At 63.0% G+C, this 24,880-nt stretch carries 18 protein-coding genes; 13 read left to right on the top strand and 5 right to left on the bottom strand.

The genetic code is table 11. From position 1 onward, the window contains the following. On the top strand, positions 1 to 2,451 hold the full coding sequence (locus TK06_RS19865) for a hypothetical protein (RefSeq protein ID WP_063323473.1): 2,451 nt from the start codon (positions 1 to 3) through the stop codon (positions 2,449 to 2,451). On the opposite strand, the gene TK06_RS31060 is transcribed toward TK06_RS19865, so the two are convergent. Then, a complete protein-coding gene (locus tag TK06_RS31060) occupies positions 2,432 to 3,121 on the bottom strand; it encodes an NYN domain-containing protein (protein ID WP_086936683.1) in 690 nt (229 codons plus the stop codon). The genes TK06_RS19865 and TK06_RS31060 overlap by 20 nt on opposite strands. Before the next feature lie 461 nt (positions 3,122 to 3,582). Here TK06_RS31060 and TK06_RS19855 point away from each other — a divergent pair, with 461 nt between their 5' ends. Genes TK06_RS19855 through TK06_RS19840 form a run of 4 tightly spaced genes read left to right on the top strand, consistent with a single transcriptional unit; the run spans position 3,583 to position 8,277 of the window. Next, positions 3,583 to 4,362: an efflux RND transporter periplasmic adaptor subunit gene (locus TK06_RS19855; RefSeq protein WP_063323471.1), complete on the top strand. Its 780-nt coding sequence runs from the start codon at positions 3,583 to 3,585 to the stop codon at positions 4,360 to 4,362. Next, positions 4,359 to 5,678 carry an efflux RND transporter periplasmic adaptor subunit gene (locus tag TK06_RS19850; RefSeq protein WP_063323470.1) on the top strand — a complete coding sequence of 440 codons (1,320 nt, stop codon included), beginning with the start codon at positions 4,359 to 4,361 and terminating at the stop codon, positions 5,676 to 5,678. Before TK06_RS19855 ends, TK06_RS19850 begins: the two co-directional genes overlap by 4 nt. A 1-nt stretch (position 5,679) precedes the next feature. Then, entirely contained in the window at positions 5,680 to 7,776 is a 2,097-nt protein-coding gene (locus TK06_RS19845; RefSeq protein WP_063323469.1) for a biotin/lipoyl-binding protein, read from the top strand. Positions 7,777 to 7,785: 9 nt separating this feature from the next. Further along, the gene (locus tag TK06_RS19840; RefSeq protein WP_063323468.1) at positions 7,786 to 8,277 is read left to right on the top strand and encodes a GNAT family N-acetyltransferase; all 492 of its coding nucleotides are present in this window, start codon (positions 7,786 to 7,788) and stop codon (positions 8,275 to 8,277) included. 319 nt (positions 8,278 to 8,596) lie between these two features. Here the strand turns inward: TK06_RS19840 and TK06_RS19835 are convergent, their stop codons facing one another. After that, positions 8,597 to 8,908, bottom strand: a complete 312-nt coding sequence (locus TK06_RS19835; protein ID WP_063323467.1) for a DUF6916 family protein — start codon at positions 8,906 to 8,908, stop codon at positions 8,597 to 8,599. Positions 8,909 to 8,954: 46 nt separating this feature from the next. Then, the gene (locus tag TK06_RS19830; protein ID WP_063323466.1) at positions 8,955 to 9,542 is read right to left on the bottom strand and encodes a phage tail protein; all 588 of its coding nucleotides are present in this window, start codon (positions 9,540 to 9,542) and stop codon (positions 8,955 to 8,957) included. 306 nt (positions 9,543 to 9,848) lie between these two features. Between TK06_RS19830 and TK06_RS19825 the strand changes: the two genes are divergently transcribed. Genes TK06_RS19825 through TK06_RS19805 form a run of 5 tightly spaced genes read left to right on the top strand, consistent with a single transcriptional unit; the run spans position 9,849 to position 21,265 of the window. Beyond that, on the top strand, positions 9,849 to 10,694 hold the full coding sequence (locus TK06_RS19825; protein WP_063323465.1) for a sulfotransferase family protein: 846 nt from the start codon (positions 9,849 to 9,851) through the stop codon (positions 10,692 to 10,694). A gap of 50 nt (positions 10,695 to 10,744) precedes the next feature. Next, positions 10,745 to 17,980 (top strand): Ig-like domain-containing protein, encoded by a 7,236-nt coding sequence (locus TK06_RS19820; protein ID WP_063323464.1) that lies wholly within the window; start codon positions 10,745 to 10,747, stop codon positions 17,978 to 17,980. 40 nt (positions 17,981 to 18,020) lie between these two features. Next, positions 18,021 to 19,535 (top strand): TolC family protein, encoded by a 1,515-nt coding sequence (locus TK06_RS19815; protein ID WP_063323463.1) that lies wholly within the window; start codon positions 18,021 to 18,023, stop codon positions 19,533 to 19,535. A gap of 12 nt (positions 19,536 to 19,547) precedes the next feature. After that, positions 19,548 to 20,333 carry an aspartyl/asparaginyl beta-hydroxylase domain-containing protein gene (locus TK06_RS19810; protein WP_063323462.1) on the top strand — a complete coding sequence of 262 codons (786 nt, stop codon included), beginning with the start codon at positions 19,548 to 19,550 and terminating at the stop codon, positions 20,331 to 20,333. Beyond that, a complete protein-coding gene (locus TK06_RS19805; RefSeq protein ID WP_063323461.1) occupies positions 20,321 to 21,265 on the top strand; it encodes a sulfotransferase family protein in 945 nt (314 codons plus the stop codon). Before TK06_RS19810 ends, TK06_RS19805 begins: the two co-directional genes overlap by 13 nt. A 136-nt stretch (positions 21,266 to 21,401) precedes the next feature. Here the strand turns inward: TK06_RS19805 and TK06_RS19800 are convergent, their stop codons facing one another. Together TK06_RS19800 and TK06_RS19795 are read right to left on the bottom strand one after the other, a co-directional pair. Further along, positions 21,402 to 22,163 (bottom strand): slipin family protein, encoded by a 762-nt coding sequence (locus TK06_RS19800; protein WP_063323460.1) that lies wholly within the window; start codon positions 22,161 to 22,163, stop codon positions 21,402 to 21,404. A 1-nt stretch (position 22,164) separates the two neighbouring features. After that, positions 22,165 to 22,689, bottom strand: a complete 525-nt coding sequence (locus tag TK06_RS19795) for an NfeD family protein (RefSeq protein ID WP_063323459.1) — start codon at positions 22,687 to 22,689, stop codon at positions 22,165 to 22,167. 148 nt (positions 22,690 to 22,837) lie between these two features. On the opposite strand from TK06_RS19795, the gene TK06_RS19790 reads away from it, so the two are divergent. From TK06_RS19790 to TK06_RS19780, 3 genes are all read left to right on the top strand, one after another. Next, the gene (locus TK06_RS19790) at positions 22,838 to 23,083 is read left to right on the top strand and encodes a DUF2789 domain-containing protein (protein ID WP_063323458.1); all 246 of its coding nucleotides are present in this window, start codon (positions 22,838 to 22,840) and stop codon (positions 23,081 to 23,083) included. A gap of 209 nt (positions 23,084 to 23,292) precedes the next feature. Then, on the top strand, positions 23,293 to 23,874 hold the full coding sequence (locus TK06_RS19785) for an alpha/beta hydrolase (protein WP_063323457.1): 582 nt from the start codon (positions 23,293 to 23,295) through the stop codon (positions 23,872 to 23,874). 46 nt (positions 23,875 to 23,920) lie between these two features. Next, positions 23,921 to 24,856: a sigma 54-interacting transcriptional regulator gene (locus tag TK06_RS19780; RefSeq protein WP_063323456.1), complete on the top strand. Its 936-nt coding sequence runs from the start codon at positions 23,921 to 23,923 to the stop codon at positions 24,854 to 24,856. Positions 24,857 to 24,880 lie beyond the last annotated feature (24 nt).

Here is a 24,880-nt window from a genome sequence, read left to right as displayed (position 1 = left end):
ATGAGCAAGCCCCGGATGTACCTGCTGGCCGGCAACGGTAGCGCCGCCGATTGGTGGGACGACGCGTTGCCGCATTTTCAGCACCACGACGTGGTGCCGCTGGAACTGCCCGGCTTCGGCAACAACCCTCAGACCCCCGGCGAAGACCTGGCGGCCTACGCCCAGACGTTGCTGGCGGCAACGGACAAGGGCAGCGCGATCATGGCGGTGGGGGTGAGTGCGTTGCTGGTGCTGCATGCGCTGCAACGCCAGCCGGGGCACTTTTGCCGCAGCGTATTGCTGGCGCCGGTGGGCGCATTTTTGTGGCAGCGACGATTGCCGGCGTTGATGTCGCCATTGCCGATTCGCAAGACCATTCACTGGCTGCTGGCGAACAAGCCGACGCTGTTTGCCCACAAATTCTCCCGCCAGACCTGGACGCCCGCGCAATACCAACGCATGGGCGCCGGCTATGCTCGCTGCCGCGCCTTTGTGCCGCTCTGGGATCAACTGCGTGCGGACACCGCATTGCCGCTGCTGGAATGGATCACCGACCCGGTCGAACTGGTGTGGGGCGATCAGGACAAGGTGCTAGGCGTCGCCCAAGCGGCGGCCTGGTCGGCCATTCTTGCCCGTGCCGATCTGACCATCAGCCTGAAACCCGGTTGGGGCCACTACCCGTGGATCGATGCGCCGGCCGAGTTCACCGCATGGCTGGAGTCGGGCGAGCGTGGGTTCGTCGCGCACACCAAGGGTGGCCGCTTGCGCCTGGCGGAACTGGCCGGACAAGCGGTGCCTGCGGCGCTGTCACTCAACGATTGCCATGATTCGCGTTTGCCGGCGTTCCTGAGCAGTCAACCGGACGCTATCTGGGCGGTGCGTTCCTCCAGCTACGGCGAGGACCAGGCCGACGCGGCGAATGCCGGCCTGAGCACCACGTTCCTGCGTGAACCGACGCACAACGTGCCGGCGCGCATTGTCGAGTTGAGTGCGGCAGGTGTCGAGGAAGTGGTGGTGCAGCGCTTCATCACACCACGGTTGTCCGGGATTGCCTTCGTGCGCCACCTATCAGTCGAGCTGGAGTGGGTCGAAGGTCACCTGGAGTCGTTGGCCGATGGTCAGGTGAGCCCCGAGCGGGCGATCCTTTCCCGCCTCGGCGCGTCGTGGAACAGCGGCACATTCAAGCCCGCCCATGGCCTGACCGAAGACGTGTTATGGCGTTTCCTGCAAGGCGTGCTGCGGGTCTTCCACTACGTACCCGGCGACGTTGAATGGGCCTGGGACGGCACGCAACTGTGGCTGCTGCAATACCGGCCGATCAGCGACTACGGCTGGCGCCGCCACCTGACCGCCGCCAACATCGCCGAGATCCTGCCGCCGCAACCCAGCGTGTTGGTGGAGTACGCCCAGCGCCGCGCGGCGGCGAGTATTCCGGCGATCATGGCGCGTTGGGATCCGCGGGTGTTGCAGGATAGCGAGCCGTTCACGGCGGTGTTTGGCGGCGCGTCGTACATCAACAACGACCTGTTTCTCGCCCGGCTGGCCGACTGGGGCATCAGTGCCAGCAGTTACGCCGGCGAGGTTGGCGGCGCGACACCGCACCTGCCTTGGCGGCCACTGCGCCTGCTGCGTTCGCTGCCGTTGTTCCTGCGCATGCAACGCATCGCTCGTGGGCATCTGCTCACGCTCGAACACGGCTTGCGGCGCTTCGACCGGGAGCTGTTCGAACTGACCACACAAGGCGCCGACGGCCAGCGATTGGCCGATTGGTTCACCCGGTTCTATGTGTTCGTGGTGCAAGGCAATCTGTGCATCGCCACGGCGTTGGCCAGCAGCGGCGGCGACCTGTTGGGGCGCCCACCGACCGCCTATGACGACTTGGAACACAGCCCCCATCGCCTGCCGTGGGAAACCGACCCGGCGACGCCACGCCCGGCGCCGACCGAGTTGCCCTTGCAGGCCTTCCCACAATGGCCCCTGGCGATTCGCCTGGCTCACTCGACCGGCTTGCCGGGCTTGCGTGGTTACTACCTGCAAGTGCGCGAATGGTATCGCGACAACTTGATGCGGATGTTCTTCCGCCTGCATCACGCCATGCCGACGGCTGACCGAGCCCATTGGTTCGCGCCGCACCCGGACATCCGCACCCGCGATGGCAGCTTCTGGCAGGACGGTCGTGAAGGCACCGAGCAGGCCAGCGGCTTCATGATTTATCCGGGGCAGGCCCGTGGGATTCTGGGTGAGGATATTCTGCTGGAAGACACGTTGGACCCTGGTCGCCACGCACACTATCAAAGCGCCCGGGCGGTGATTGCGCGAATGGGTGGGCGTTTGTCCCACGGCTCGACGCTGCTGCGTGAATTGCGTAAACCCTCGGCGGTGTTGCCGCAGGTGGATGTGGGTTGGTTGGGGCGTGAGGTGGTGTATTGCGATGGGGAGCTGAGGTTGGTTGCTACCAATAATCCGGCTTGATGGCGGGGGCTTTGTGCGTGGGCACTCGGTTGGGGAATTGGTGGGATTGGAGTTCGTCGCAAGTGACAACGCGGCGCATCCAGTGGGCATGCTTCTTTAAAGAACCTGGAGATGGGCGATTCAATTCGGCTCGATGGGGAAGAATGACACCAACAATTATCTCTGGAAAATCTTCTCGCACGGCTCTTAGAACGGGAGTCATATCGGTGTCGCTGGATACAAGGACCAGTTGCTCCACCCGTTCATGATGCTTCAGCTTTGCTTGCTTGGCAGCGGTTCTGTACATGCTGATTGCTATGTGGACATCTGTTTCTTTTTCCTCCAGCTTCCAGATATCAATTTTGTCCTCGCGGGAGGCTTTCGTCTTTCTATCAACGAAGCGAGGCGCTTTGGCAGGTTCAAGTTGATGATGCCCGTAATGGACACTGATGCGGGTGGTCTTCAGGGCCCGGATATAAGTGTCTTGCGCTTCTTTTGATACTCGACCCCGGGTCGCCAGTGCAGGTTTGACTGAGGAGGTGAAGTAATCAACTGAAGCAGTGGTGCTGCGTGGGTTTTCGATATGCGCGATGTGTGTCAACAGACTGCGAAGATCCAGCCATTTGTAAGGCGTGTCGGCGAGCAATCCATAGAACAGGTTGTAGCCATCAACAAAAAATGCAGTACGCAAACTCAACCCCCAAAAACGAAAAAACCGGCCTAAGCCGGTTTTTTCACCCCAACAGCCAGAGAATTTAACCTCTGCGTACGGGGTTGAGTAAGGTCATCCTAAGTCGAGCGTGTCGTGACGTCAACCGCTGTCTAGACGGCCCTCCATTACCGGCGAGCCAGTGTCGAGCGCATGCAATGTGGAAGGTCAAACTCATTCTTCGCCTCAGCTATCAATTTTTGTTGCGAGATAAGACTTCTCTTTACAATCTCCAAAGATCCATCCTCCAACACCCTTTTGAATGAGTGGAAGCTCTTAACCTGTTGTAAGAATTTTTACTCATTAATATCAGTAAAAAATCTGGCACATTCTTGATGCCTATTCGGCGATTTTGAAACAAGAGATTTCCCTTCTCGCCGCGATTCCCTTGACGCTACCTACCGCTGTCGTAGACTCCGCCCATCCGTCAGGGAGTAACGGTCATGCGACGTTTGAGTAGTTGGGTTGTGGGATTGACCTTTGTAGCGTGCACGGTTCAGGCACAAACGCCTGCTGCCGACGATCCTTTGCTGGAAAGCAATGTCACGGCCAGTGCGCCGAGTGGCAATGAGGCGCGAGGGGTGCTGCGGGCGCGGGATCAGGCGGTGCTGGCCAGCGAGTTGGCCGGGCGTATCGTCGAGTTGCCGTTCAGTGAGGGCGAGTCGTTCAAGAAGGGGGACACCCTGGCGCGTTTCGATTGCTCGGCGTATCAGGCCCAGCTCAACGCGGCCCAGGCGGCCAGCCGGGGTGCTGGTGAGGAATTGGCGCATAACCGGCAACTGGCGCAATTGAAATCCGTCGGGCGTTTTGAGGTGTCGCGGGCCGAGGCCCGGCTCAATGAGACCCAGGCGCAGTCCCAGGTGTACCAGGTCCAGGTCAAGCGCTGCAGCGTGGTCGCACCCTTCGATGGTCAGGTGGTGGCGCGCAAGGTCCAGCGTTATGAAAGCGTGGCCGCTGGGGCGCCGTTGCTCGATGTGGTGGACAACCGCACCCTGGAAATCCATCTGCTGGTGCCGTCGCGCTGGATGAACCGGCTCAAGCCCGGCCAGCCTTTCACGTTTATTCCCGATGAAACCGGCAAGCCATTGCAAGCGACGGTCAAGCGCTTGGGCGCGCGCATCGATGAGGGTAGCCAGACCTTGCTGCTGGTGGCGACCTTGCCGGATGCCACGGGGCTGTTGTCCGGCATGAGTGGTACCGCGCGTTTCGCGGAGCCCAAGTGAACGCGCCGATCACCGGCAACGCCGAGCAGGTGTTCGCGCGCTTCCTCGATCTGGAACGCCAGACGCGCGCGGCACGTACCCCGGCGCAATTGAGCTACAGCCTGGTCAACGACGGCCAGGCCCTGTTCGGCTTTCGTCACGCCGCGTTGTTGATCGCCGGTAAGGTCCAGGCGGTGACCGGCGTCAGTGCCGTGGAGCCGAACGCGCCATTCGTGGCGTTCGTCGAGCAGGCGGTGGCGCAGCTGTTCAAACAGGGGGTACTGAATCAGGCCCGGGTGATTGCCGCCGAGGGGGTGGGCGAATCCATCCGGGCTGACTGGCAAAGCCTGTCCGCCGGGCAGGTGTTCTGGCTGCCGTTGATCGATCATCAAGGCCAGGTGTTCGGCGGCTTATGGCTGGCCCGTGACCTGCCGTGGACCCCGGCCGAGCAAGTGCTGTTATCGCAACTGGGCGACACCTACAGCCATGCGTGGCTGGCGCTGCAACCGCGCAAGCCGTGGCGTCTGCGTTGGACGCGCAAGCGCCAGGTCGCCCTGGTGGCGGTGTTGCTGCTGGGCTTGCTGATCCCGGTGCGCCAGTCCGTGTTGGCCCCGGCCGAAGTGGTACCGTTGGGCGGGCAGGTGGTGGCGGCACCGTTGGATGGGGTGATCGCCGAGTTCCTGGTCAAGCCCAACCAGACGGTCAAGAACGGCGACCTGTTGCTGCGTTTCGAAAGCACCAGCCTCAAGGCCCAGGCCGATGTGGCCGAGCGTGCGTTGGGCGTGGCTGAGGCCGAACTCAAGGCCAATTCCCAACGCTCGTTTGTCGACGCCGAATCCAGTTCGAAGATTGACTTGCTGGCCGCCCGCGTCGAACAGAAGCGGGCCGAGCGCAACTACGCGCTTGAGCTGCTCAAGCGCAGCGAAGTCCGCGCCGAGCGTGACGGCATTGCAGTATTTGCCGACTCCGAGCGTTGGCTCGGCAAGCCCGTGCAGACCGGCGAGCGACTGATGGAAATCGCCGACCCGAACCAGGCCGAGTTGCGTATTGAATTGGCCGTGGGCGACGCGATTGCCCTGGAACCCGGTGCGCAAGTGGCGTTGTTTCTCGACAGCGACCCGTTGCAGCGGCACCTGGCCTGGCTCGAGCGCTCGGCCTATGAAGCGCAGCCTACCGCCGCCGGGCAGTTGGCGTACCGGTTGGACGCGCGTTTCGATGCCACGGCGCCGCGCATCGGCCTGCGGGGCACGGCGAAGGTCTTTGGCGACCGCGCGCCGCTGGCGTTGTACCTGCTGCGTCGGCCATTGGCCGGCCTGCGCCAGAGCGTAGGCCTGTAGCATGAGCCTGCCGAGCCTGCGGCCGGACCTGCAATTGTCCCCGGCGGCGCCGGATCCGGACGGTTCGCCGCAGTGGACCTTGGCCGATCCGGTGCGCGGGCGCTATTTCAAGCTTGGCGCGGCGGCCATGCGCATGTTGCGGCACTGGTCCCTGGGCGATCCGGAACAGGTGCTGCAAGCCGCAAACCGCGAGCCGGGCCTGCCGCTCAATGGCGAGTCGCTGGAGCAACTGCTGGGTTTCTTGCGCGGCCATGACCTGATCAGCGCGATGGACCCACAACAGCGCGACAGTTACCTCTTCAAGACCGCCGCGCAGCGCCAGAGCCTGTGGCAGATCCTGCTGCATCAATACCTGTTTTTTCGCATCCCGCTGTGGCGCCCGGACGCCTTTCTCAACCGGGCCTGGCCCTGGTTGGCGCGGTTCGGCCCCGGGATCCTGCGCTATGGCCTGCCGCTGACCCTGGGCCTCGGCATCTTCCTGGTGTCGCGGGACTGGCAGCGCTTCATCGCGACGTTTCCGCACCTGTTCAGCCTGGGCGGTGCGCTGGCCTTCGGGACGGCGTTGCTCTTCGCCAAGCTGTGCCATGAGTTCGGCCATGCCTTCATGGCCAAGCGCGCTGGCTGTCGTGTGCAAAGCATGGGCGTGGCGTTCATGGTGCTGTTGCCGATGTTCTATACCGACGTCAGCGACGCCTGGCGGATCAATGATCGCCGCGCGCGGTTGCTGATTGGCGCCGGTGGGGTCCTGGCCGAGCTGCTGCTGGCGTGCATCGCGCTGCTGACCTGGTCGCTGCTGCCCGACGGGCCGGCGCGCACCGCGGCGTTCATGCTGGCCAGCGCCACCTGGATCACCACGCTGGTCATCAACCTGAACCCGTTCATGCGTTTCGACGGTTACTTCCTGCTCAGCGACTTCTGGGCGGTGGATAACCTTCAGGGGCGTGCGTTCGCCCTGTGCCGCTGGCGCCTGCGCGAAGCCTTGTTCGGTTATGGCGCGGCGGCACCGGAGCCCTGGTCGCCGAAGATGCGTCGGCGTTTGCTGGTCTGGGGATACGGCTCCTGGCTGTGGCGGGCATTGTTGTTTTTCGGGATTGCCCTGGCGGTCTATCACCTGTTTTTCAAGGTGCTGGGCATTTTTCTGATGATGGTGGAATTGGTGTGGTTCATTTTTATGCCCATCGTGAATGAGTGGCGGCAATGGTGGAGCCGCCGCGAGCAGGCCCATGGCCCGCGAGTGCTGTTTGCAGGCCTGGTATTGCTGGGGTTGCTGTTGGCGCTGGTGCTGCCCTGGCGCAGCGCCGTGGAGGTGCCGGTCATGCTTGAGGCCGGTCGCGCCAGTGCCCTGCATGCGCCAGTGGCGGCACGGGTCAAGCAAGTGAATGTGCACGATGGCCAGACCGTGGCCCAGGGTGATGTGTTGATTGAGCTGGAATCGCCGGACATGGCCTCGCGCCTGGCTATCGTGCGCCGGGAAATCCAGATCCAGCAGTTGCAGATGCGCCGTCAGGCCGGGCGCAGCGAAACCGCCGCCGATGCCGGCATCATCGAACAGCAACTGGCCGAAGCGGTGGCCGAGTATCGAGGCCTGGTGGCCCAGCGCGAACGTCTGTTGTTGCGTGCTCCCCATGCCGGCCAAGTGCGCGACTTGTTGCCGCAACTGTCGGTAGGGCGCTGGCTGTCACCGACGCAGGTGCTGGCGCGGGTGGTGCAGCCCGATTCGCGGTTGCGCGGTTACCTCACCGAAGCCGAGCTCTGGCGGGTCGGGCCTGGCGCGACGGGACGGTTCATTGCCGACGATCCGATGCACCCATCGATTGCCGTGCGGTTGAATGAAATCGACACCAACGGTGCGGCCTGGGTCGAACAACAGGCATTGACCTCCGACCACCATGGGCCGATTGCCGTGCGCCGCGATTCGCAGCAACGGGCCGAGCCGGTGCAGGCGCAGTATGGCGTGCGCCTGAGTGCCATTGACGATTCGGCCGCGCCGGTGCAACCGCTGCGTGGCGTGGTGGTGTTGCAGGGGCAGGGCGAGTCGGTGTTGGGAGCGGCCTGGCGTCGGTTGGCGGCGTTGGGTGTCAGGGAAAGCGGTTTTTAAGGAGCGAGTATGGATTCAGTGGCGGCGGAGGGATTGGTGGTGCGGCCATCGCGGGTCAGCGATGGTCCGTTCTTGCAGAGCCTTTACCAGGCGGCACGACCGGATCTGCAATGGATCGACGGCGAGCATGAGCAGGTGCGGCAGGTGATTGCCCAGCAGTTTCAAGTGCAGGAGCAAGGGTTGGGAGAGAGCTTCCCCAATGCCATGCATTACGTGGTGGAAAAACTCGGCACCGCTATCGGCGCCTTGAGCACTGATTTTGGTCCCAATGAAATTCGCGTGCTGTACCTGGCCTTTATTCCTCAGGCCCGTGGGCAAGGCTATGGCCGGGCGGTGCTGCAAGGGGTGCAAAAAGCCGCGCAACAGGTCCGCTGCCCGGTGGCGACCGTGGTCTGGACCAGCAACCCCCACGCGCGTCGGCACTACCTGGCGTTGGGTTTCGAAGTGCAGGAAAGCAACCCGGCGGCGGAGCGGTTGGTCTGGTATCCGAAAGGCAACTGAACAGTGCCTGACTGGCCACCTGTTCAATGTGGGAGCGAGCTTGCTCGCGATGAGGGCGGTAAATCCAACATGGATGCAAGCTGACCCTCCGCCATCGCGAGCAAGCTCGCGAAAGCGTCAGCCCAGACAACCCGTGGATTGGCTTGACGCTGATCGTCCCCTCGCTCTGCGTGGGGATGCATCCCGTGACGCTCTGCGTCACCTTCCAGAAGCGGAACGCGGAGCGTCCCTGGCGGCATTCCCACGCAGGAGCGTGGGAACGATCGAACCGCCAGTCCCTTGTGGGAGCGGGTTTGCTCCCACAAGGGATCATCAGTTTTTAGTTAAACGCGATGTAGAAGTATCCCAGCGCCGGATCCCGTCCCATGGGCGGTATCCGCGACACGAACACCCCTTCGAGCCTCCCCAGTTCAGGCACTTGCAGTGCGCACAACCCATCCACGAAATCGGTGCTTTCCAGGCTATTGAATTCCACGCAGAACGGCATGCGCTCGGCGTTTGGCATCTTCGACCGTGGTGTTTCTTCGAGGCTCTCGATCCGCACCGGCAAAGAGCTGCCGTCGGGCAGGGTCAGGTGGCTGGTCTGGCCCAGCAACGGTTGGAAATGGCGGCTATGAACCTGTTGCAGCATATCGACACTCCAAAAGGCCGGAGGGCCATGACCCCCCGGCGGTTCATCAGTTTCGGGAAGGGAAAAGGCCGTTCAACGCAACGCTGAAGTTGATCGCCAGGAACGGGTTCATGACTGCCATCGGCAAGCCGTTGCCCGCTGGAGAGATCGTACCGCTGACGGTGGTGGTCACGCCCTGCAACGGCACTGGCGAGGCACCTATCTGGTCGGAATAGATCGCAGCCGAACCCGGCCCGGTGCCTGAGGTGCCGATGAACGAGTTGGTGGCTGTTGGGGTATTCACCGGGTTGCTGGCTGGGTTGGCCAGTTGCAGGGTGGTCGAGGCGCTGATGCCGGCGAGGGTGTGGGTGTGAATAGGCAGGTTATTGATCGTCGCGGTGATGTTTTCGGTGCCGGAGACTTCGCCGATGACACGCGGAGTCAGGTTCAGGCCGTTACCCTGTCCCAGGGGCAGGCGACCCTGCAGATTGGGGAGCATGAAGTTGGTGGTGCCATTGCCTCCGTAATACGTGCCCAGCAGGGAGAACAGCGCCTGGTATTGGGCGATGCCGAGCGTCTGCCCGTAGCACAGCGCCCACCCATTGGGGGCGAAGTTAAAGGCGAATGACTGGATAGTGCCCATAAATACTTCCATAGATTCCTCATCCCTTCAGATTATTGGTATGGCAATGCCGCCAGGATCCAAGGGAGGGTAGTGCGGTCAGCCCGACGCCTTCATTCCCTGGCCTGGTCACGCACGGCTGAGCGTAGACGGGGATGTCTCATTCTGCAGGGCAGCAATAGAGGAAAAATGTTGTCGACCGGCTTAATCGATTCAGGTCCACATCGCCGCTATACCGTCCATCTTTTTTACAGAATTGGCTGATATTGATGTCAAAGTACCACTAGGCGAAGATTGTTTCCTCGGCTACGCTTCGCGATACAAAAGGACTACAAACAGGTGAAGGGATTGCCGCAGTTTCACTTTATTTCCGGTTTGCCGCGCTCAGGCTCGACCCTGCTTTCTGCCATTTTGCTGCAGAACCCGCGCTTTCATGCCGGCATGACCAGTCCCGTCGGTTCGCTGTTCAGCAGCGTCCTGCAACAATGCAGCGCCGGCAGCGAGTTCGGTTCGGTGATCGATACCGACTTGCGCCGCCGCCTGTTGCGTGGCCTCTTCGATTCCTACTACGCCGACAAAGCCGATAAACCGGTCATCTTCGACACCAATCGCCAATGGTGTGCCCGTTTGCCTGCCCTGCAGGACCTGTTTCCCCAGGCCAAGACCATCGCTTGCGTGCGCAACGTTGCCTGGATCCTCGACAGCCTGGAGCGCCTTTATCGCGCCAATCCGTTCGAGAACACCAAGCTGTTCAACGACGATGACGAGCGCAACACCGTCTACAGCCGCTGCGAAACCCTGGCCCAGCGCAATCGTCTGGTGGGGCTTGCCTGGACGGCGCTCAAAGAGGCCTATTACGGCGAGAACGCCGAGTCGTTGCTGGTCGTTGACTACGACCTGCTGAGCCAGGCACCGGAGCGGGTCATGCGACTGGTGTACGAGTTCATCGGCGAGCCTTGGTTCGAGCACGATTTCAATCACTTGACCTACGACGCGCCGGTCTTCGACCAGGCCCTGGGCGTTGCCGGCCTGCACAAGGTCAAGCCCAAGGTCGCGCCGCAAGCTCGACGCACCCTGCTGCCGCCGGATCTGTTTGAAAAGTATGCCGAGTTGTCGTTCTGGCGCGATGGGTCCGCAAGCGCCGCCAATGTCATTCGTATGAAAACCGACGCCGCCGTCAGCTGACTGCGGTTTTTTTCATTTGTGTTCAAGAAGTTCGAGTCCAGGTGATCGTCATGTGGTGGAGCAAAGGCAAATCGCGGGTAACCGAGGGCGCACAGGCCCTGGCATCGCCAATGATCATGTCCCTGGAGCCGCGAATGCTGTTCGACGGCGCGGTGGCGGCGACCGTGGCCGATGCCGCGCAAGCTGACGCGCAACCCACTGCCGAGGCGGCCAAGACGCCCACAGCGGACCAGCCTGCCGATAGTCATGCACCCCAAGGCCAGGTCGATGCCACCCAGGCTGCCGTTCCCGGCAAGAGCGTGGTGTTCGTCGATTCCCGGGTCAAGGATTCCGCCAACCTGCTCGAAGGCGTGGCGCCCGGGACCCAGGTGGTACAACTGGATGCCACCAAGGACGGCCTGCAACAGATCGCCGATTACCTGGACACCCACCAGGGCGTCAGCTCGGTGCAGATCATCGCCCACGGTAATGCCGGTGATTTGTGGCTGGGCAACAGCTACCTGTCGGCGGACAACGTCCAGGCCCGCAGCGAAGTGCTGGCGCAGATCGGCCAGGACATGAACGCCGGCGGCGATATCCTGATCTACGGCTGCTACACCGCCGAAGGCGAGCGTGGCCTGAGCCTGGTGGATTCATTGGCGCAGTTGACCGGGCGTGACGTGGCGGCTTCCGACGATCGCACTGGCGTCGGCGGTGACTGGGACCTGGAGATCGCCACCGGCAACATCGAAAGCGCCAACGTGCTGTCGGCCAATGCCATGAGTGAATACCAGTGGGGCCTGGCCACCTGGACCGCCACCAACAATGCCAATTCCGGCGTGGGCTCCTTGCGCGCGGCCTTGGGTTCTGCGCAGAACGGCGACATCGTCACCTTCAACAGCAGCATGACCGTTGCCTTGACCCAGGTGCTGGTGGTGAACCAGAACATCACGATCGACGGCGATCTCAACAACGACAACGTCGCCGATGTCACCCTGGACGGGCAGTTCCGCACCCAGGTGATCAGCGTGACGGCCGGCACCACGGCCACCCTCGATGGTTTGGTGATTACCCGCGGCGTTGTGTCGGGCAACGGCGGTAACGGTGGTGACGATGCGCTGGTGGCCAAGGGCGGCGGGATCAACAACGCGGGTACCTTGACCCTGCGTAACGTCACGGTCACGGCTAACGTGGCGGCGGGCGGTGGCGGCGGCGGTGGTGTGACGCCGGAATATGCAGGTGGTGGTGGCGGTGGCGGTGGTGCGCTCGGCGGCGGGATCGGCGGGCGTGGCGGCGATACGCTCAACTCCTCGGGTTCCTTGGGCTCTACCAACCAGGGCGGTGCCGGTGGCGGTTTCTTCAACATCGGCGGGCGTGGCGGCTCCGCGACCGGCGGTGCCGGCGGCGCTGTCTATGCCGGCTACAGCACCGGCTCCTCCGGTGGCACGGCCAGCAGCGGCGGGTTGTCCATCGGCGGCGGCGGTGGTGGCGATGGCTATAACGACATCGGCGGTGCCGGCGGTGGCGCGGTTGGCGGTATCTACAACGACACGGGCGCAACCCTGCGGATCATCGGCAACTCGGTCATCTCCAACAACATCGGCGCGGGCGGTGGTGGCGGTGGCGGCGGTGCCGGTGGTGGCTACACCCAGGCGGGCGGCGCCGGTGGCGTGGGTGTCGGTGCTATCTGGAACAAGGGGTCGATCCTGATTACCGCGGCCAACTTCGCGGCCCTGGCCGGCAACGTTGGCGGCAGTGGCGTCGGTGGGACGAGTGCCGGCACCGCAGGTGTTACGCCGGCGTCGGTGGCCAACGTCTATGGCGATGGCGGCACCATCAACACCAACTACGTGCCGGACGAAACGCCGCCCACCGCGACCGTCGTCGTAGCCAACACCAACCTGAACTCCGGCGGCACGTCGCAGGTGACCATCACCTTCTCCGAGGCGGTGACGGGGTTGACCGCGGCGGACCTGACCGTACAGAACGGCACCGTCGGCACGCTGACCAGCGGCGACGGCGGCGTCACCTGGACCGGCACGCTGACGGCGGCAAGCAACATCGCCGATACCACCAACATCATCACCTTGAACAACACTGGTGTGGCGGACCTCGCCGGTAACGCCGGGGTGGGCACCACCGATTCGAACAATTACGTGGTCAATGACACCGTGGCGCCGACGGCGTCCATCGTGGTATCTGACACGGCCCTCAGGAACGGTGAAACCTCGCTGGTGACCATCACCTTCTCCGAGGCGGTCAGCGGATTGACCACGGCCGACCTGACGGTGGCCAATGGCACCCTCAGCGGCCTGAGCAGCAGTGACGGCGGTATCACCTGGACAGCAACCCTGACACCCGACGCCGCTGTCACCGACACCACCAATCTGGTGGTGCTGAACAATACCGGTGTCGCGGACCTGAGTGGCAACGACGGCGTTGGCACCACCAACTCCAACAACTACGCGATCGACACCGTGCTGCCGACCGCCACGATCGTGGTGACTGACACGGCGCTGAGCGCCGGTGAAACATCCTTGGTGACGATCACGTTCAACGAGGCGGTCAGTGGTTTCACCACCGCTGACCTGACGGTGGCCAACGGCACGGTCACCGGGCTGAGCACCAGCGACGGAGGTATCACCTGGACCGCAACGCTGACCCCGACCGCCAGCGTGAGCGATACCAGCAACCTGATCACGTTGAGCAACAGCGGCGTTGCCGACCTGTCCGGCAACGTCGGTACCGGCACCACCGACTCGAACAACTACGCGATCGACACCCTGCGCCCGACCGCCACGATCGTGGTGGCCGACAACGCGCTGAACATCGGTGAAACCTCCCTGGTGACGATTACCTTCAGCGAGGCGGTGACGGGGTTCACCCTGGCCGACTTGACCGTTGCCAACGGCTCTCTTAGCGGACTAAGCAGCAGCGACGGTGGCATCACCTGGACCGCGACGCTCACCCCAAGCGCCAGCACCACGGATGCCACCAACCTGATTGTCCTGGCCAATACCGGCGTGCTGGACCTGGCCGGTAACGCCGGTACTGGCACCACCAGCTCCAACAACTATGCTGTCGACACCGCGCGCCCGACCGCGACTATCGTCGTCGCCGATAACGCCTTGAGGGTCGGCGAAACGTCCCTGGTGACCATCACCTTCAACGAGGCAGTGACCGGCTTCACCACTGCCGACCTGACGGTCGCCAACGGCACCCTGACCGGGCTGAGCACCAGCGACGGCGGTATCACCTGGACCGCGACACTGACCCCGAGCGTCAGCACCAGCGACGCCACCAACCTGATCACCCTGGATAACACCGGCGTGGCGGACGCCGCCGGCAACGCCGGCAGCGGTACCACCGACTCCAACAACTACGCCATCGACACGGCGCGCCCCACCGCCACCATCGTCGTCGCCGATACGGCCGTCGCCCTGGGCGAAACCTCGGTGGTGACCATCACTTTCAGCGAGGCGGTGACCGGCTTCACCCTGGCTGACCTGACGGTCGCCAATGGTAGCCTGAGCGGGCTGAGCACCAGCGACAACATCACCTACACCGCCACCTTCACCCCGAGCGTCGGCACCAGCGATGCCACCAACCTGATTACGCTGAATAACACGGGCGTCGTAGATGGGGCGGGCAACGCCGGCAGCGGCACCACCGACTCCAACAACTACGCCGTCGACACGCTGCGTCCCACCGCGACCATCGTGGTGGCCGATACCGCGCTGAGCGTCGGCGAAACCTCACTGGTGACCATTACGTTCTCCGAAGCGGTCAGCGGTTTCGACAACTCGGACCTGAGCGTGGCCAATGGCACGCTGAGTGCGGTCAGCAGCAGCGACGGTGGCATCACTTGGACGGCGACGTTCACGCCTGCGCTCGGTGTCAGCGACACTTCCAACGTCATCACCCTGAACAACACCGGCATCAGCGATGCCGCGGGCAATACCGGCACCGGCACGACCAACTCCAACAACTACCAGGTCGACACCAATGTGCCGACCGCGACCATCGTGGTCGCCGACAGTACGCTGGGAATCGGTGAAACGACCCAGGTGACCATCACCTTCAATTCGGCGGTGAGCGGTTTCGATAACGCGGACCTGACAGTCAGCAACGGCACGCTCAGCAATGTGTCGTCCACCGACGGCGGCGTCACCTGGACGGCCACGTTCACGCCGAGCGCGAGCATTTCCGATACCAGCAACGTGATCACGCTGGACAATACCGGCTTGATCAACGGCGCGGGCAACGCGGGCGTCGGCACCACCGATTCCAATAACTACGTGGTCGACACCGTGCGCCCCACCGCGACCATCGTCATGGCCGACCCAACCGTTGCCATTGGCGAAACCTCGCTGGTGACCATTACCTTCAGCGAGGCCGTGACGAGCTTCACCCTGGCGGACCTGACCGTGGCCAATGGTTCCCTGAGCGGGCTGAGTACCAGCGACAACATTACCTTCACCGCGACCTTCACCCCGAGTGCGGGAATCAGCGACAGTACCAACCTGATCAGCCTCAACAGTGGCTCGATCGCCGATGTGGCGGGCAACATCAACACCGGCACTGCGGATTCGAACAACTACGCTGTCGATACCCTGCGCCCGACCGCGACCATCGTGATGGCCGATAGCAACCTCAGCGTCGGCGAAACCTCACTGGTGACCATCACCTTCAGCGAGGCAGTCAGCGGTTTCGACAATTCGGACCTGAGCGTGGCCAATGGCACGCTGAGCGCCGTGAGCAGCAGCGATGGCGGCATTACCTGGACGGCGACCTTCACCCCGGCCACCGGTACGCGGGACGCCACCAACCTGATCGTCCTGGACAACAGCGGCGTGAGCGACGCGGCCGGCAACGCCGGTACCGGCACCAGCAACTCCGCCAACTACACCGTCGATACCCAGGTGCCGACCGCGACCATCGTGGTGGCCGATACGTCCCTGAGCATCGGTGAAACCAGCCAGGTGACCATCACCTTCAACGAAGCGGTGAGCGGTTTCGACAACAGCGACCTGACCATCAGCAATGGCACGCTGAGCAACGTGTCGTCTTCCGACGGCGGCGTTACCTGGACGGCTACGTTCACACCGAGTGCGAGCATTGCCGATACCAGCAACCTGATCACCCTGGACAATACCGGTGTCGTCAACGTCTCGGGCAACGCTGGCGTCGGCACCACCGATTCCAATAACTACGCCATCGACACCGTGCGCCCGACCGCGACCATTGTCGTCGCCGACACCGCCATCGCCGCGGGCGAGACCTCGCTGGTGACCATCACCTTCAGCGAGGCCGTGACCGGCTTCACCACTGCCGACCTGAGCGTTGCCAACGGGACCCTCAGCGGGCTGAGCAGCAATGACGGTGGCATTACCTGGACCGCGACCTTCACGCCTGTCGCTGGCATCACGGACACCAGCAACGTCATCACCCTTGCCAACAGCGGCGTCGCCGACCTGGCGGGCAACGCGGGCAGCGGCACCACCGATTCGAACAACTACAGCGTCGACAGCCAGCGTCCGACCGCCACCATCGTGCTGAGCGATTCGGTGTTGAAACCGGGTGAAACCGCCCAAGTGACCATCACCTTCAGCGAGGCCGTTACCGGCTTCAGCAACGCAGACCTGAGCGTCGACAACGGCACCCTGAGCGCTGTCAGCAGCAGCGATGGCGGCCTGACCTGGACCGCGACGTTCACGCCAACCCTGGGCGTGACCGACGCCAGCAACCTGATCAGCCTGGACAATACCGGCGTGAGCGACGCGGCTGGCAACAGCGGGGCAGGTACCACCGACTCAGCCAACTATGCGGTCGAGACGCAGGTACCGACCGCCACGATCGTGGTGGCCGACAGTGCGCTGCGCGTAGGAGAAACCTCGCAGGTCACCATTACGTTCTCGGAGGCTGTGAGCGGTTTCGACAACAGTGACCTGACCATCAGCAACGGCACGCTCAGCAATGTGTCGTCCACCGACGGCGGTGTCACCTGGACGGCCACGTTCACGCCGAGCGCCAGCATCACCGATACCAGCAACCTGATCAGCCTGGACACCAGCGGCGTGGTCAACGCCTCGGGCAACAGCGGTGTCGGTGTGGTGGACTCCAACAACTACGCAATCGACACGGTTCGCCCAGGCGCCACCATCACCGTGGGCGACACCACCCTGGGCATCGGCCAGAGCACCACCGTGACTATCTCCTTCACCGAGGCGGTGTCCGGTTTCGACCTGTCCGACCTGAGTGTGGCCAATGGCGTGCTGTCCAACCTCGCCAGCAGTGACGGTGGCCTGACCTGGACGGCGACCCTGACGCCTACTGCAGGCGTCAACGATCCCACCAACCTGATCCTGCTCGACGCCAGCAATGTGCAGGACCTGGCCGGCAACGCCGGCGTGGGCATCGCGATCTCCGCCAACTACGCGCTCGATGCCACCCGGCCGACAGCGACCATCGTGGTGGCCGATCCGAACCTGACCGTGGGCGAGACGACCCAGGTCACCATCACCTTCAGCGAGGCGGTGAGCAATTTCGATCTGTCGGACCTCAGCGTCACCAACGGCGAGCTGACCAACCTGACCAGCAGCGACGGCGGCAGGACCTGGACCGCGACGTTCACACCGACGGTGAACCTCACCGACCCGAGCAACTTCATCGCCCTGGACACCAGCAACGTCAGCGACCTGTCGGGCAACGCCGGGGGCAGCGTGGCGGTGTCCAACAACTATGCGATCGACACCGTGGTGCCCAACGATGTGAAGCCGCCGCCGGAGTTCCTGACCTCCGACCCGGTCACGGTTATCCCGCCGTCCGAGGTGCCGCTGCAACCGATCGTCTTTACCCCGCCGACCGGCAATCTCGGTTCGCCGCTGGGGTTCCCGCCGCTGTTCGAGCAACGGGACGTGGGCGGGGGCCTCAAGCCGATTGGAGATATTTTCATCAACCGGGGCCAATTGGCGCCTAGCTATATCGCTCAGGTGTTCAGCAGCGATGCCGCTGGCGATGGTTCGGGCCAGGGCTTCCTGGGCTTTGGTGGGGGCGATGGTGGGGTGTTCGGCAGCAGCACGCTTTCGACCCTGTTCACCCAGGACTCCGCTTCCGAGAGCGAATCGATGGGTGCCTTCGGCAGTCAGTCGATGCAGGGCGGCGATGTATCCCAAGGGCTGCGCGGGATGTTCGGCGCACCGACCTTGGGCCAGCAGCTGCAACAGCTCAAGGATACTGAACAGCGTCAGGTCGACAGCTTGGCAACGGCGTTACGACAGGTCGGCATCAGCGAGGCGCAGGCCTGAATTCTAAAAAATATTGGGGCAGCCAGGGGCAATCCAGGGAATGAATAGAAGTCAGAAGTTATTCGGTATGAGTTTGCTGGCGCTGGTGGTGAGTGGATGTGCGGTCACCAGCGATCCGATCGAGCGTAGCGTCAGCGAGCAGCGCGCTCGAACCGACCTGCAGAATATGTACAAGGATCAGGAGCCGCTCAGTGGCCCGCTGACCCTGCACCAGGCCATGGCCCGGGCAGTGAAGTACAACCTCGAAGGCCGCTTGAAGATCATGGAGGAAGCCCTGGCCAAGCGTCAGTTGGACCTGGCCAGTTTCGACATGCTGCCGCGCATGGCCCTGGACGCCGGCTATGTGGGTCGCAACAACGTCAACGCCTCCAGCAGCCAGAGCGTGGAAACCGGCACCCAGTCCCTGGAGCCGTCGACCTCCCAGGACCGCGACCGCGAGGTGGCGGACCTGACCATGGTCTGGAACGTGCTCGATTTCGGCGTCAGCTACATCAGCGCCAAGCAGGCCGGGGACCAGCGCCTGATCGTGCAAGAGCGCCGGCGCAAGGTGATCAACACCATCGTCCAGGACGTGCGTTCGGCCTACTGGCGCGCCATGGCCGCCGAGCGTTTGCTCAAGCAGATCGACAGCCTGATGGCCCGGGTCGAGGCTGCGCGCGACAACAGCCAGAGCATGAGCGAACAGCGCATTGGTGACCCGGTGCAGGCCCTGGGTTACCAGCGCTCGCTGATCCAGGCGACCCGTCAACTGGAAGAGCAGCGTCGGGCGCTGTCCCTGGCCAAGACCGAACTGGCGACCCTGATCAACTTGCCCTTGGGTACCGAGCTGACCCTGGCCACCCAGGATGAATACGCCATCCCGGAACTCAAGGTCGACCTGGCCCGTCTCGAACAGGAAGCCCTGGCCAGCCGCCCGGAACTGCGCGAGCAGGATTACCAGACCCGCATCACCGCCGCCGAAACCCGCAAGGCCATGCTGCGCCTGCTGCCGGGGCTGGAGTTTTCCGCCGGCGGGCATTACGACAGCAACTCGTTCCTGGTGGAACAGGGCTGGGCTGACTACGGTGTGAAAGTCACCTGGAACCTGTTCAACGTGATCTCCGCCCCGGCGGCCATCGACGTGGCCAAGGCCGGTGAAGAAGTGGCCTCGGCGCGGCGCCAGGCGATGTCGATTGCCGTGCTGGCGCAGTTGTACGTCGCCAACGCCAACTATCGCGAAGCGCTGCGCCAGTTCAAGACCAGCCAGCAGTTGTCGGATATCGACGGGCAGATCGTTGGCCAGTTGCGCAGCCGTCACCAGGCCGCGGGCATTGGCGAGCTGGATCTGATCCAGGGTGAACTGAATACCTTGCAGGCCGATCTGCGCCGGGACCTGGCCTACGCCGACCTGCGCAACGCCTACGGGCAGATCTTTGCCAGTGCCGGTCTCGACCCACTGCCAAACGAAGTGCAATCGACCGCAGTCCAGTCGATCGCCACGGCACTGGCTAATCGTGAAGCGGCCTGGGCCCAGGGCGACATCACGGTGTCGACGACGGCTGCGGTGACTCAGTAACCGGGCGCTGGCATGACGCGCCCGGCGTTTTCCCGGCTGCCGGTGGTGGTGAACCTGCCGTTACTGTTGCAGGCACTGGCCGCCATTGAAGACGAGCGCTGGCAGGGGCATTTCAACAGTGCCTATTACAGCGGCGACTGGAGCGGGGTGGCGCTGATTTCGGCGGTCGATGCCTTGACCGAGTTGTCTCCCGGGCGCGGTCTGCCTGTGACGCGCGCGCCTTGGTCAGAGGATCGTCGTTGGCGCGAAGCGTTGCGTGATTGCTCCCTGGAGATCGTCTCGGCCCGGCTATTGCGGCTCGGGCCGGGAGGGTGCATCCACGAGCATCGTGACTATGACCTGGGCGGGCCGGACGCCGATCTGCGCTTGCACATTCCGCTGCTCAGCCCGCCGCAAGTGGACTTCTGGCTGGATGACCAGCGTGTGCCTATGGCTGCGGGCGAGTGCTGGTTTCTCGACTTGTCGCGACCTCATCGCGTCGATAACCGCAGTGCCGAGCCCAGAGTTCATCTGGTGCTCGATTGCCGCCCGGGGCCCTGGTTGGAGCGGCAAATTGCCGCTGGGGTGCCCACTACACCGGCAGCTGGCGGCGGGCGTAGCGACTTCGCCCGTTTTCAGCAGCACGTAGAAACTGATATCCAATTCGCCCGAACCTTGCAGAGCGTGCATGACGTAGACGCTTTCATTGAGTGCGCAATTGCGCTGGGTGCCGGACAAGGCCTGCACTTCACTGCGCAAGAACTCCGGGCGGCCATGCGCAACGGTCGCCGGCAGTGGAGAGACCAGTGGAAAGCCTGAACCTGGACGGCTGGCTGCCGATCCGCGTGTGGCAAGAGGCTGGGCAGTGGTGGGTCGATTGGTGCTGGTTCGGCGACGCGCGACTGTCACAGCCGTTCTTTGGCGATGCGGTGGAAGACGCCCTGCGCCTGCCTTTCAACCAGGTGTTCCGTCGCCGGACTCCCTTGGACGCCCTCGGTCAGTGGCAACGACAAACCCCGGGACTGGAGCCCAGCGCATTCATTTTCCATGCCTCCCGTTGCGGCTCGACATTGATCAGCCAGATGCTTGCCCAATTGGACGATCACATCGTCATTTCGGAACCACCGCCCCTGGATACATTGCTGCGCAGTGATTTGCCATCGCCCGAGCGGTGCGTGGCGCTCAAGGGCTTGATGTCGGCCTATGGGCAGCGCCGACGAGGCGTGGAGCAACGGCTGGTGGTCAAGCTCGACGCCTGGAACATCGGTGAGTTGGCGCTGTTGCGAGAATGTTTTCCCGACACCCCCTGGCTGTTCCTGTACCGCGACCCTTTGGAAATCGCCGTCTCCCATCTGCGTCGTCCTGGCCTGCACATGGTGCCGGGGATGATCGGGACGAGTGTGCTGGACGATGGGTTGCCGTTCAGTAGCCCGGAAGATTTCATCTCGCGCCGGGTGGGGCAGTTGTTGGCGACGGGTTTGGACCACTGTCAGGTATTGGGTGCAATGGCGGTCAACTACACGGAACTGCCCGAGGTGATGACGGGCAAACTGGCGGCGTTTTTCCGGCTTGATGAGGAGCAAGGCAGGCAAGTGTTCGCCGCAGTGGGGCAGCATGCCAAGCAGCCGGCGCAGGCGTTTGTTGGCGATAGCGAGGACAAGCGCCGCGAGGCTTCGGTGTTGTTGCGGGAGCGGGTCATGCGCTGGGCGCAGGGGCCTTACGAGGCGCTCGAGTGTTTGAGAAGGTCTTGAATTCAGGAGTGTCCTGTGGCGAGGGAGCTTGCTCCCGCTGGGCTGCGTAGCGGCCCCAAGATCTTGCGGTTGCTGCGCAACCGAGCGGGAGCAAGCTCCCTCGCCACAGGGGCTTGCTTGTGCCTTGCCTAATCCATCACGGCTTGTTGGGTGACAACTCCGCCATTCCCTTGAGCAACTCGATCGGCAAGGGGAAGACGATGGTGGAGCTTTTATCCCCGGCAATCGAGCCCAGCGTCTGCATGTAGCGCAACTGCATGGCCCCTGGCTGGCGGCCGAGCATTTCGGCGGCCTGCATGAGTTTTTCCGAGGCCTGCAGCTCGCCTTCGGCGTGGATCACCTTGGCCCGGCGTTCGCGCTCGGCTTCGGCTTGGCGGGCGATGGCGCGGATCATCGATTCGTTGAGGTCCACGTGCTTGATCTCGACATTTGCCACCTTGATGCCCCAGGCATCGGTCTGGGCGTCGAGCACTTGCTGGATGTCGCCGTTCAATTGCTCGCGCTCGGCCAGCAGTTGGTCCAGGTCATGCTTGCCGAGGACCGCGCGCAAGGTGGTCTGGGCCAGTTGGCTGGTGGCCATGAGGAAGTTTTCGACCTGGATGATGGCTTTCTGCGGATCGAGCACGCGGAAATACAGCACCGCGTTGACCTTCACCGAAACGTTGTCGCGGGTGATCACGTCCTGGGGCGGCACGTCGAGGACAATGGTGCGCAGGTCGACGCGGATCATCTGCTGCACCACCGGAATCAGCAGGATCAATCCTGGCCCCTTGACCTGCCAGAACCGACCGAGCTGGAACACCACCGCTCGTTCGTATTCGCGCAGGATCCGGAACGTCGCACCCGCCAGTGCAATCAACAGTAACAACAGCAGCACAAAACCGATTTGCATGCCCATCTCAGACTCCTTGTGAATCAGCGGGGGCCACTTCCAACAGCAAACCCTTGCGGGTGATGACTCGCACCGCTTGCCCAGGCCGCAGCGGCGTTGCGCTTGCCACCTGCCAGCGTTCGCCTTCCAACTGGACCCAGCCATGATGATGATTGCCGGCCTGCAACGCGGTCACCATCGTGACGCTGCCCAATAGCGCCGCATCGCCGCTGACCGGCTGGCGCGGTCGTGTTTTCAACGCACGGACCAACAGGACGATCAGCAGCAAGGCGCTGGCCAGGCCCAGGCCGAGCATCAGGGGAGCCGGTATATCGGCGTTGGTCAGGATGACCGCGCCAATCACACACAGGACAATGCCACCCAGCCCCGCGACACCGTAATTGGGCAGGGCCGCCTCGAAGACCAGCAAGGCCACGCCAACGGCAACCAGCCAGAAACCCAGGGAATCGGTGCCTGGCAGCACGAGGCCATCGGCGCCGAGCACAGGTCCGCTGATCGCCAGCAGCGCAACCGTCAACCAGTGAATGTTCACAGGACCCTCCGCAACGTGTATTCGTCGGGATGTTATTCAAAGTCTAGTCGAGTCGAGGGTTGATTGAATTTTGATCAGTCTGGCGGTCGTCGAGGGGCTAGACTGCGGATAAACACCCCGCCATCTCCATTATGTTCAGGAGGCCCGTATGGAAACCCCAATTCACCCTCTTTCCTCATTATTCAAGCAACTGGGCTTGCCCGATGACGCTGAGGGCATTGATAAATTTATCACCAGCCATTCACCCCTCAAGCCTGGGCTGCACCTGGCCGATGCGTTTTTCTGGAGCGAGGGCCAGCGGCAAATGCTGCGCGACGAGATCCTCGAAGATGCGGACTGGGCGGAGGTGATAGACCAGTTGGATGTGTTGTTGCGCAAGGGCCGTAGCGAGTGAGACCGACGCAATTCCTGTGCGAGCTTGCTCGCGATGGCGGACTGTCAGTCAACATTGATGTAACGGACCTGACGCTACCGTGAGCAAGCTCGCTCTCACAGACTTGAGTTGATATTTCTTTTTTGTCTTAATAAATAGCTTCTTATTCCTTAAATAATATAGCTCTCCTCCCTATACTCGTCCGGGAACAGACACGCAGGAGAGCACCCATGCGCAACGAATCGATTCGCTACCTGATTGTGCCGGGCTGGCAAGGATCGCCGGAAAATCATTGGCAAACCCACTGGCAGAACAGCCTGCCCAACAGCGCGCGGGTCGAGCAGGCCGACTGGTTGACGCCCCGGCGTGAAGACTGGGTCGCGGCGTTGGCCGAGGCCGTGGCCGCCGACAGCACGCCAGTGATCCTGATTGCCCATAGCTTGGGTTGCATCACGGTGGCCCATTGGGCCGCCACCGCGCCGGTGCAGTTTCTGCGCCAAGTGCGCGGGGCGTTGCTGGTGGCGCCAGCGGATGTGGAGCGGCCAGCCTGCGCTCCGGCATTGCGTAATTTTGCGCCGATTCCCACTGATCTGTTGCCGTTCCCAAGCCAAGTGGTCAGCTCCGACAACGACGCCGCCGTGAGCGCTCCGCGCGCCCTGGAACTGGCCCGCAACTGGGGCGCCGAGGCCGGGATTCTGTCCGGGGCGGGGCATATCAACGTGAAGTCCGGTCACCAGCGTTGGGAGCAGGGTTTCGCTTACCTCTATCGCCTGCAAAACCGCATGGAGCATCACGCCCTGCGTCGCGCCTGAATTTTAGCGCCCCCCGTCTCCCGGCGGTCTGGGGCGGGAGCCTGCCATGAGTTTGCATGAAACCTTCGGTCAGCCCTTGCTGACCTTTCCCGATGCGGAAAAAAGCCCCCTGAGCATTCGCGCCAAGGCGCTGGTGTTCGTCGATCCACGTTCGCGGCAGTTGCGCCAGGCGTTGGAGCAACTGGCGCCACGTGCGGTCTCGGTGCTGATACGGGGTGAAACCGGTAGCGGCAAGGAACTGCTGGCTCGACATATCCATCGCGAAAGTGATCGCGGTGGGTTGTTTGTGTCGGTCAACTGTGGCGCCATCAGCCCGACCTACGCCGACGCCGAACTGTTCGGCTATGCCGCCGGCAGCTACAGCGGTTCGGCCAGCAGCCGGGCCGGTTGGTTTGGTTCGGCCAACGGCGGCACCCTTTACCTGGATGAAATCGGTGATTTGCCGCTGCCGATCCAGATCAAATTGCTGGCGGCCCTGGAAAACCATGAAGTCACCCGTGTGGGGGCGCATCAGCCCAGCCCGGTAGATGTCCGCCTGGTGGCAGCGACCAGCATCGACCTGGCGCAAGCGGTGGCGGCCGGGAAATTCCACGAGCGGCTCTACCATTACCTTGGCGAAGGCCAACTGGAACTGCCGGCCCTGCGTGAGCGGGTGGGCGATATCCTGTCCCTGGCCGAATATTTCCTGGGCATCTACAGCCAGCGACTCGGTCTCAGCGTGCCACTGATCAGTGAAGCGGCGCAGTACGCCCTCGAGCGGCACAGTTGGCCGGGCAACACCCGCGAGCTGGAAAATGTCATTCACTTCGCGTTGCTGGTCAGCACCGGTGACGAGATTTTACCCGAGCACCTGAATTTGCCGCCCCAGCCTTCAGTGCCTGAACTGATCGAGCAGCAAGTGGCGCAGGTCATCGCAGGGGGATCGGAAGGTGAGCGTGCCGCACTCAAGGTGCTGCTCAGTCGATTGGGCTCGACGCTGTAAGTGTGGCTGACCCGCTCTTGTGGC

The organism is Pseudomonas fluorescens, assembly GCF_001623525.1.
Taxonomy (GTDB): domain Bacteria; phylum Pseudomonadota; class Gammaproteobacteria; order Pseudomonadales; family Pseudomonadaceae; genus Aquipseudomonas; species Aquipseudomonas fluorescens_Q.
The sequence above is the reverse complement of the archived record's forward strand: the minus strand, read 5'-3'. Positions and strand labels throughout refer to the sequence as shown.

Bases quoted from the DNA above. Each gene is read 5' to 3' on its own strand.
- TK06_RS19865 (WP_063323473.1), top strand. From the start codon at position 1: ATGAGCAAGCCCCGGATGTACCTGCTGGCCGGCAACGGTAGCGCCGCC.
- TK06_RS19855 (WP_063323471.1), top strand. From the start codon at position 3,583: ATGCGACGTTTGAGTAGTTGGGTTGTGGGATTGACCTTTGTAGCGTGC.
- TK06_RS19845 (WP_063323469.1), top strand. From the start codon at position 5,680: ATGAGCCTGCCGAGCCTGCGGCCGGACCTGCAATTGTCCCCGGCGGCG.
- TK06_RS19840 (WP_063323468.1), top strand. From the start codon at position 7,786: ATGGATTCAGTGGCGGCGGAGGGATTGGTGGTGCGGCCATCGCGGGTC.
- TK06_RS19835 (WP_063323467.1), bottom strand. From the start codon at position 8,908: ATGCTGCAACAGGTTCATAGCCGCCATTTCCAACCGTTGCTGGGCCAG.
- TK06_RS19830 (WP_063323466.1), bottom strand. From the start codon at position 9,542: ATGGAAGTATTTATGGGCACTATCCAGTCATTCGCCTTTAACTTCGCC.
- TK06_RS19820 (WP_063323464.1), top strand. From the start codon at position 10,745: ATGTGGTGGAGCAAAGGCAAATCGCGGGTAACCGAGGGCGCACAGGCC.
- TK06_RS19815 (WP_063323463.1), top strand. From the start codon at position 18,021: ATGAATAGAAGTCAGAAGTTATTCGGTATGAGTTTGCTGGCGCTGGTG.
- TK06_RS19810 (WP_063323462.1), top strand. From the start codon at position 19,548: ATGACGCGCCCGGCGTTTTCCCGGCTGCCGGTGGTGGTGAACCTGCCG.
- TK06_RS19800 (WP_063323460.1), bottom strand. From the start codon at position 22,163: ATGGGCATGCAAATCGGTTTTGTGCTGCTGTTGTTACTGTTGATTGCA.
- TK06_RS19790 (WP_063323458.1), top strand. From the start codon at position 22,838: ATGGAAACCCCAATTCACCCTCTTTCCTCATTATTCAAGCAACTGGGC.
- TK06_RS19785 (WP_063323457.1), top strand. From the start codon at position 23,293: ATGCGCAACGAATCGATTCGCTACCTGATTGTGCCGGGCTGGCAAGGA.
- TK06_RS19780 (WP_063323456.1), top strand. From the start codon at position 23,921: ATGAGTTTGCATGAAACCTTCGGTCAGCCCTTGCTGACCTTTCCCGAT.